This is a genomic window from Trichlorobacter sp. (genome assembly GCF_030247655.1).
Taxonomy (GTDB): domain Bacteria; phylum Desulfobacterota; class Desulfuromonadia; order Geobacterales; family Pseudopelobacteraceae; genus Trichlorobacter.
On record NZ_JAOTRZ010000163.1, the window covers coordinates 1 to 6,690 of the forward strand.

General features: G+C 53.5%; 5 protein-coding genes. 1 reads left to right on the forward strand and 4 read right to left on the reverse strand.

Going from position 1 to position 6,690, the window contains the following annotated elements:
- The first annotated feature begins 279 nt into the window (after nt 1-279).
- On the forward strand, nt 280-3,357 hold the full coding sequence (locus OEL57_RS12430; protein ID WP_300740847.1) for a CHAT domain-containing protein: 3,078 nt from the start codon (nt 280-282) through the stop codon (nt 3,355-3,357).
- A 15-nt stretch (nt 3,358-3,372) separates the two neighbouring features.
- On the opposite strand, the gene OEL57_RS12435 is transcribed toward OEL57_RS12430, so the two are convergent.
- The 4 genes from OEL57_RS12435 to OEL57_RS12450 form a co-directional block, all read right to left on the reverse strand.
- Nucleotides 3,373-4,578 carry an ATP-binding protein gene (locus OEL57_RS12435; RefSeq protein ID WP_300740848.1) on the reverse strand — a complete coding sequence of 402 codons (1,206 nt, stop codon included), beginning with the start codon at nt 4,576-4,578 and terminating at the stop codon, nt 3,373-3,375.
- 148 nt (nt 4,579-4,726) lie between these two features.
- The gene (locus tag OEL57_RS12440) at nt 4,727-5,941 is read right to left on the reverse strand and encodes an aspartate kinase (RefSeq protein ID WP_300740849.1); all 1,215 of its coding nucleotides are present in this window, start codon (nt 5,939-5,941) and stop codon (nt 4,727-4,729) included.
- Between the two features lie 42 nt (nt 5,942-5,983).
- Nucleotides 5,984-6,514 carry a tRNA (adenosine(37)-N6)-threonylcarbamoyltransferase complex ATPase subunit type 1 TsaE gene (tsaE, locus tag OEL57_RS12445; RefSeq protein WP_300740850.1) on the reverse strand — a complete coding sequence of 177 codons (531 nt, stop codon included), beginning with the start codon at nt 6,512-6,514 and terminating at the stop codon, nt 5,984-5,986.
- A gap of 9 nt (nt 6,515-6,523) precedes the next feature.
- A complete protein-coding gene (locus OEL57_RS12450; RefSeq protein ID WP_300740851.1) occupies nt 6,524-6,685 on the reverse strand; it encodes a CBS domain-containing protein in 162 nt (53 codons plus the stop codon).
- Between the last annotated feature and the right edge of the window lie 5 nt (nt 6,686-6,690).

Consider the following 6,690-nt stretch of genomic DNA (forward strand, 5'->3'; position numbering starts at 1 on the left):
GAACAGGGAACATGACTGACCTCACTTTGTTCTGGTGGCTGACTGTGCTGGCAACTATATCAGTTGTAGATGAATCCGCAACACGATCATGACACTGTTCAGTTGTGTGGTAAAATGGAAACTAATACCGGTGGTGAGTTGGCTGGATGTGGTGCGCCGCAGCCAGCTCTTGCTGCTCCTAGAAACGTGGCTATTCGCCGCTTGAGATGGTGTCTCAACGGACAGATCAGGCGTTTGCAACTGCGTTGCGAAACCGTTTCCCCATCAGGAGGTAACGCCATGTCGCGTCACATCATCACCATGCTGAGCACAGCACTGCTCTTGTTGATCTTATGCCCAAATGTCTTTGCCGGCAAAAACGAGGCTGAGAATCTATGGGAGGCGGGGAGCAAGGCCACTGAAGCCAAGCGTTATCCCGATGCGATCAGACTGTTTGAACGCTCCCTTGCTCTGTGCGGCAATGATATTGACTGCCGTTGGGCCAATCTGAACGGCCTGGGGGTAGTCTATGATGCCCTTGATCAGAATGAACGTGCACGTGGCTACTACGAGCAGACGCTGCAGTTGAGCCGGCAACGCAACAATCCTGAAGATTTGGCTAACGATCTCGTGAATTTGGGTGCACTTCTGTACAAGGGGCTGGAGCAGCATCAGAAGGCCTTGCCGTTGCTTGAGGAGTCATTGAAACTGTATCGGCAGATACGCAAGGAGAGCGAGGTTGCCTTGCTGCTCTTTCATCTCGGTACCGTCAAAACAACGTTGGGGCGCTACCCAGAGGCGATCCGTGATCTGCAGGAGTCGCTTGCCATTAACCGTCGGCTAAAAAATGATGCAGGTACTTCAAATGCACTGGCAACTTTGGGGCAGGCGTACAATATGTCCGGCAATTACAGTCAGGCAGCAGGACCGTATGATGAGGCCATTGCTATTCAGCGTCGTAGCAGGCTGGACGAAGATCTTTGCTCAAGCTTGAACCGTAAAGGCCTGAATGAGTTTGACCTGCGCAGAATTCCCAGTGCCCTGACAACGTTTGATGAAGCGTTAAAGATTGCCAAGCGCCTGGGGGATAAACGGCAGGAAGCAAATATCCTTAACAACATCGGGGTTGTTTTGAAAGATGCCGGTCAGTACGAACAGGCACGAAACAACTATCAGCAAGCCTTGATACTGGCTCAAAAGTTGGGACGTAAAGGGATGCAGGCGGTGGCAAGCAACAATGTTGGGGATGTCTATGCAGCGTTAGGACAGCAGGACAAGGCCCTGTCGTTCTATCAGGAGTCATTGCGGATCAATCGAGAGATTGGTGCTAGAAAAGAGATCGCCACCAACCTAAACAATATCGCTATGGTTTATTACCAGGCCAAACGTTATGACGAGGCTATCAACTGGCATCGACAAGGTCTTGACCTGAAACGCAGCATTGGTAACAAGCTGGATATAGCGCTAGGCTTGAGTAATCTTGCAGCGGCCTATCTGTTCAAAGGGGATCTTACTACGGCAGAGCGGCTGCTGGATGAGCGCAGGCTTCTGCAGATTAACAAAAGCGGGGTTCATCTGCGTCATCCCGGTCTGGTGGAGATCTACCTACAGACCAGCCGGTTTGACCAGGCCCTGTCACTCTTACTGCAGCAGTTGCCATCTGCTTTGGCTGGGGATCAGGTGGTTGCCGAACATGAGATGCAAACCGGCCGGGCCTTGATGGGGCGTGGTGACTATGCCGGAGCAAGCAGGCACCTGCTAAAATCTTACCAGCTGTTGGAGGAGTTGCGGTCTTCCGTGGTTGAGCGAGGGACATTCCTAACCGCAGGGGGTGGCGGTGGACGGTTTCGCACCTATCGTGCCCTGACTGCCAGCGTTGCAGAGCAGGCTTTGCGTGGCGAGCCGATTGTACCGGAGCTGCGGAACTATGGCGGCAACAGTGCTGCTGCCGCCTTTTATTTTGCTGAGGCAAGCAAGGCCAGGACACTGATTGAGCGGGTGGCCGAGAGTGGGCGCAGTTCTGTGGCTGCAAGCGGTCTTCCTGCTGCCGTCCGTGAGGAGGAACAGCAGCTCCGTCAGCAGCTGGTTGCCCTGGAGGCGGGACGTGACAAGGCCGTGCGCGGCGGAACAGCAATGTATAGCCAGTATCAGCAGCAACGTCAGATCCTGCATCGGCAGCTTGATCAGATGACTGCCCGTCTTCAACGGGACTATCCGGTCTATGCGGCCATCAACTATCCGAGCCCTGTGGCTGCTGAACAGCTACCGCTGGCAGCTGGTGAACTGCTGCTTGCCTACGCCCTGGGTGAGGATGCCAGCTATCTGTTTGTGGTCAGAAAAGGTGGCGTACAGCGGGTGGTACGGATACCGCTGAAACGCTCTGTATTGGAAGAAAAGGTTAAAAACTTCCTGGAACCACTCACCAACCATCATCAGCAGGATTTTTCCCAACAGCAGGCTGCTGAACTGTACCGGCTGTTGTTGGCTGAAGGTCTGTCTGATGCACGTCCAGCAGATCGTTTGATCATCGTGCCGGATGGTATCCTGGGAACCTTGCCGTTTGAGATTCTGGCTATGCCTGGCAATGTCTCTGCCAAGGAGGTCAGCTGTCTGGGGGATCGCTATGCGGTCTCCTACTACCAGTCTGCCAGCCTGCTGGCACTGAAACGTACCCTGCCGGGTGGTCAGCCGACCCGTACCCTGTTTGCCCTTGGAAATCCTGATTTTGGGACAACACCGGGAAGCCAGCAGGGCTTCCGTGGCCTGTCAATAGTACCGAAGCAGTATGGACAACAGGTGCTGTTTCCTCCCCTGCCTGAGACCGAGACCGAGGTGCGCAGGATTGCAGCTTTACTGGGAACAGCAATCCAACCACCGGATATCCTGCTGGGGGCGCAGGCTTCAGAGGCAATGCTAAAACAATCCCCCCTGGGGACCTACCGTTATCTGCACTTTGCCACCCATGCCTCACTACCGGGTATGATCCAGGAGGTGAACGAGCCGTTTATTTTGCTAAGTCAACGGGACAAGCGGAGCGGAAGCGATGGTTTTCTTACCCTGAGTGAGGTGCTTGATTTAAAGCTGAATGCAGAAGTGGTGATGCTGTCTGCCTGTGTGACCGGGGTGGGAAAAGAGGTTGAGGGGGAAGGGGTGGCTAATTTTGCCCGGGCCTTCCAGTCTGCCGGTGCGGGCAGTGTGGTGGTCAGCCTGTGGGAGGTGGCCTCGGAACCGGCGGTGGAATATGTGACACTTTTGTATGGGTATCTCAAGCAGGGCAAATCTCATGCTCGGGCCCTGAAGCTGGCCCGTGAGCAGATGCGTAAAAAATATCCCAACCCGTTTTACTGGGGTGTGTTTGTGCTGCACGGAGAAGGGTAAGTAAGCCATGTATGGCTAGGTTGGCTTGAGTACCTTTTGCATTTCAGCAACCAGCGTCACCAACTCCATCGGCTTGGGGACGTAGCCGTCAAATCCTGAGCTAAGGAGCTGTTTTTTATCTTCCTGCAGGGCATGGGCGGTCAGGGCGATAATCGGTATATGCTTCCCGGTGCTCTCTTCCTCTTTTCTGATTGCCATAGTTGCGGTGCGGCCATCCATCAGTGGCATCTGAATATCCATCAGAATCAGATCCCAATTGTTTTCTCTCCAAAGCTGCAGCGCTTCCTTGCCATTGTTGGTACTGGTTACCTGATGCCCCATCCGCTCCAGGATGGTAACGGCAAACTTCAGGTTAATGGCATTGTCTTCTGCCAGCAAAATCTGTAATGCCGGCCCTTCCCAGTGTGATGAGAGTGTGTCACGTCCTTCTTCTTCAATGTTTGATGCAGCGGTTCTCCGTGCCACGATAAACGGCAGGGCCAGGTAAAAGGTGCTGCCGATTCCAACGGTGCTTTCAACCCAGATTCTTCCGCCCATCAGTTCAACCAGTCGCCTGCTGATTGAGATCCCCAGTCCCTTGGTTGTCGGCTCCTGTTTTGCCGGTGCAGTGCCTCGGGCAAAAGGTGCAAACAGCTTGGTCATTTCTTCCGCATCAATGCCGATACCGGTGTCGTTGATGCTTAGTTGCAGCAGGACCTGATCGTTATGTTGCTCAATCACGCTGACTGCTATCTTAATGGTCCCTTTTGTCGTAAATTTAATGGCATTGCCAAGCAGGTTGAGTATAACCTGCTTGGTGTGCAGCTGATCACCCCTGAGGGCGTCAGGCGCGTTATGGGGGATATCCACGAGCAGATCCAGGCCTTTGATATGGAGGTCTGCCTGCTGCGTCTTGATGATGTTATTGATGGTGCCGCGCAGGCTGAAATCAACCTCCTCCAACTCAACCCTGCCATCTTCGATCTTGGAAAGGTCAATAATGTCGTTAATCAGATACATCAGGCTTTTGGCAGAGGTCTCAAGGCAGTCAAGGTACTCTTTTTGCGTGGCATCCAATGGTGTGGTGCGCAGGAGCTGAGCCATGCCGATCACCCCGTTCATCGGGGTACGGATTTCGTGGCTCATGTTGGTAAGAAATTCATTGCGGGCCACACGAGCCTGCTCAGCTGAATGCCCTGCTATGCGGGGAGTCTTTTTTTGATTTTTGCGGGTAGTCGCCATGCCGGTATCCAATGTGTTGCAAGATGATGCATCTGTATCAGCATATCATGCTCTGTGCCATAGGCAAGTATAGTAGCTGAATCAGCTTAAACAAAAATGGGGATACCACAACGGTACCCCCATTCCATTGCGTTCAGAAGTTTCAGGCCTATCCCTGCAGGCCGAACTCTTCGTGGAGAACCCGAACGGCCAGCTCAGTGTATTTTTCATCAATTACCACAGAAACCTTGATTTCCGAGGTGGAGATCATGCCGATATTGATGTTGTTCTTGGCCAGCACAGCAAACATCCGGGTGGCAACACCGGCGTGGCTGCGCATACCCAGGCCGACGATGGAGATCTTGCTGATGTTTTCATCAGCCTGCACCTCTTGGGCCTGAATCTCTTTGGCCGCCTCGTTGGTGATCAACAGGGCCTGTTTCAGGTCGGCCTTGGTGACGGTGAAAGTGAAATCGGTCAGGCCGTCATGGCTGACGTTCTGAACAATCATGTCGACTGAAATAGCCGCATCTGAGAGCGGGGTGAGAATTTTAGCTGCAATACCGGGCTTGTCAGGCACTCCCAGTACGGCAATCTTGGCTTCATTCTTGTCGTACGCAACTCCGGAAACGAGAATCCCTTCCATATCCTTATCCTCCCTGGTAACCATGGTACCGGTGTTTTCATTCAGGCTAGAGCGGACATGGATGTCCACATTAAATTTTTTGGCAAACTCAACCGAGCGGATCTGCAGCACCTTTGCGCCAAGGCTGGCCAGCTCAAGCATTTCGTCGTAGGAGACCTTTTCAACCTTGCGGGCCTCTTTGCAGACGTTTGGATCTGTGGTGTAGACGCCGTCTACGTCGGTGTAGATCTCGCAGACATCAGCCTTAAGGGCCGCTGCAAGCGCCACGGCAGAGGTGTCGGAACCGCCACGGCCAAGGGTGGTCAGATTGCCTTCCTTGTCCATTCCCTGGAAACCGGCCACCACTACGATGTTGCCAGCCTTCAGATCGGCACGCACCTTGGTGTCGTCAATGCTTTCAATCCGTGCCTTGGCAAAAGTACTGTCGGTAATGATCGGTACCTGCCAGCCCATGTATGACTTGGCTTTGTACCCCAGAGATTTCAGGTACATTGATAACAGACCGATGGTGACCTGCTCGCCGGTTGCAACCACCACGTCATACTCACGGTTGTCAGGGATATCCATCATCTCATTGGCCAGGGCCACCAGCTTGTTGGTCTCCCCTGACATGGCAGAGACAACTACCACTACCTCGTTACCCGCCTCGTAGGTCTTGATGATCCGCTTGGCGACGTTCTTGATTCGGTCTGTCGTGCCGACCGAGGTCCCCCCGTATTTCTGGACTACCAGTGCCATACTGTTACTCCTTCACAGAACAGATCAAAGATGAAAGGGTTATTAAATAGCAGAACGGTGTTCCTCAGACAAGGATTTTTTGCAATAATCACCAGTTGCGGCCAGCTGTTCAACCATTTTTATGCCCCGACAGCCGTGGGGCAAAAAGGTGATGCACCGCCGGGTCTCATCAGAATATTCAAACAGCACCTCAAGACGGTCATCCGGCAGAATGGCTGTTATCCGTTCAGGCCATTCAATCAGGCAGACGGCATTTCCGGATAGTTGTTCTTCAACCCCCAATTCCACGGCATCATCACTGCCACGCAGGCGATAACAGTCATAGTGCAACACCGCCGGCTGTCCGGGATACTCATTGAGGATGGCAAAGGTGGGGGAGGCCACCAGATCTTTACTGGCAGGGGCCAGTGTGGCAACTACGCCGCGCACGAAACAGGTCTTGCCGCCGCCCAGTTCGCCGGATAAGGTCACGATGTCACCTGGCTCAAGTAGCGTGCCCAGCTTGTTTCCCACGGCCTCGGTCTGTTCGGGAGAGTCGGTTTCAATGACCAATGAGGTGACAGGTTGGGACATGGGTTTTTCCTACACCAGTAGGGTGCGGATGATGTCGATACGGGCTACAATCCCCACCAGCGTGCCGTTATCCAACACGGGCAAGGCATTGGTGTGGTGGTCGCTCATCAGATCGGCAGCTTCACTGAGAGACGCTGTTGATGCAATGGAGACCGGTTCCGGCTGATAGATGTCGG

Excerpts from the sequence above, each read along its gene's own strand:
- OEL57_RS12430 (WP_300740847.1), top strand. The coding sequence starts at position 280 with ATGTCGCGTCACATCATCACCATGCTGAGCACAGCACTGCTCTTGTTG.
- OEL57_RS12435 (WP_300740848.1), bottom strand. The coding sequence starts at position 4,578 with ATGGCGACTACCCGCAAAAATCAAAAAAAGACTCCCCGCATAGCAGGG.
- OEL57_RS12440 (WP_300740849.1), bottom strand. The coding sequence starts at position 5,941 with ATGGCACTGGTAGTCCAGAAATACGGGGGGACCTCGGTCGGCACGACA.
- tsaE (WP_300740850.1), bottom strand. The coding sequence starts at position 6,514 with ATGTCCCAACCTGTCACCTCATTGGTCATTGAAACCGACTCTCCCGAA.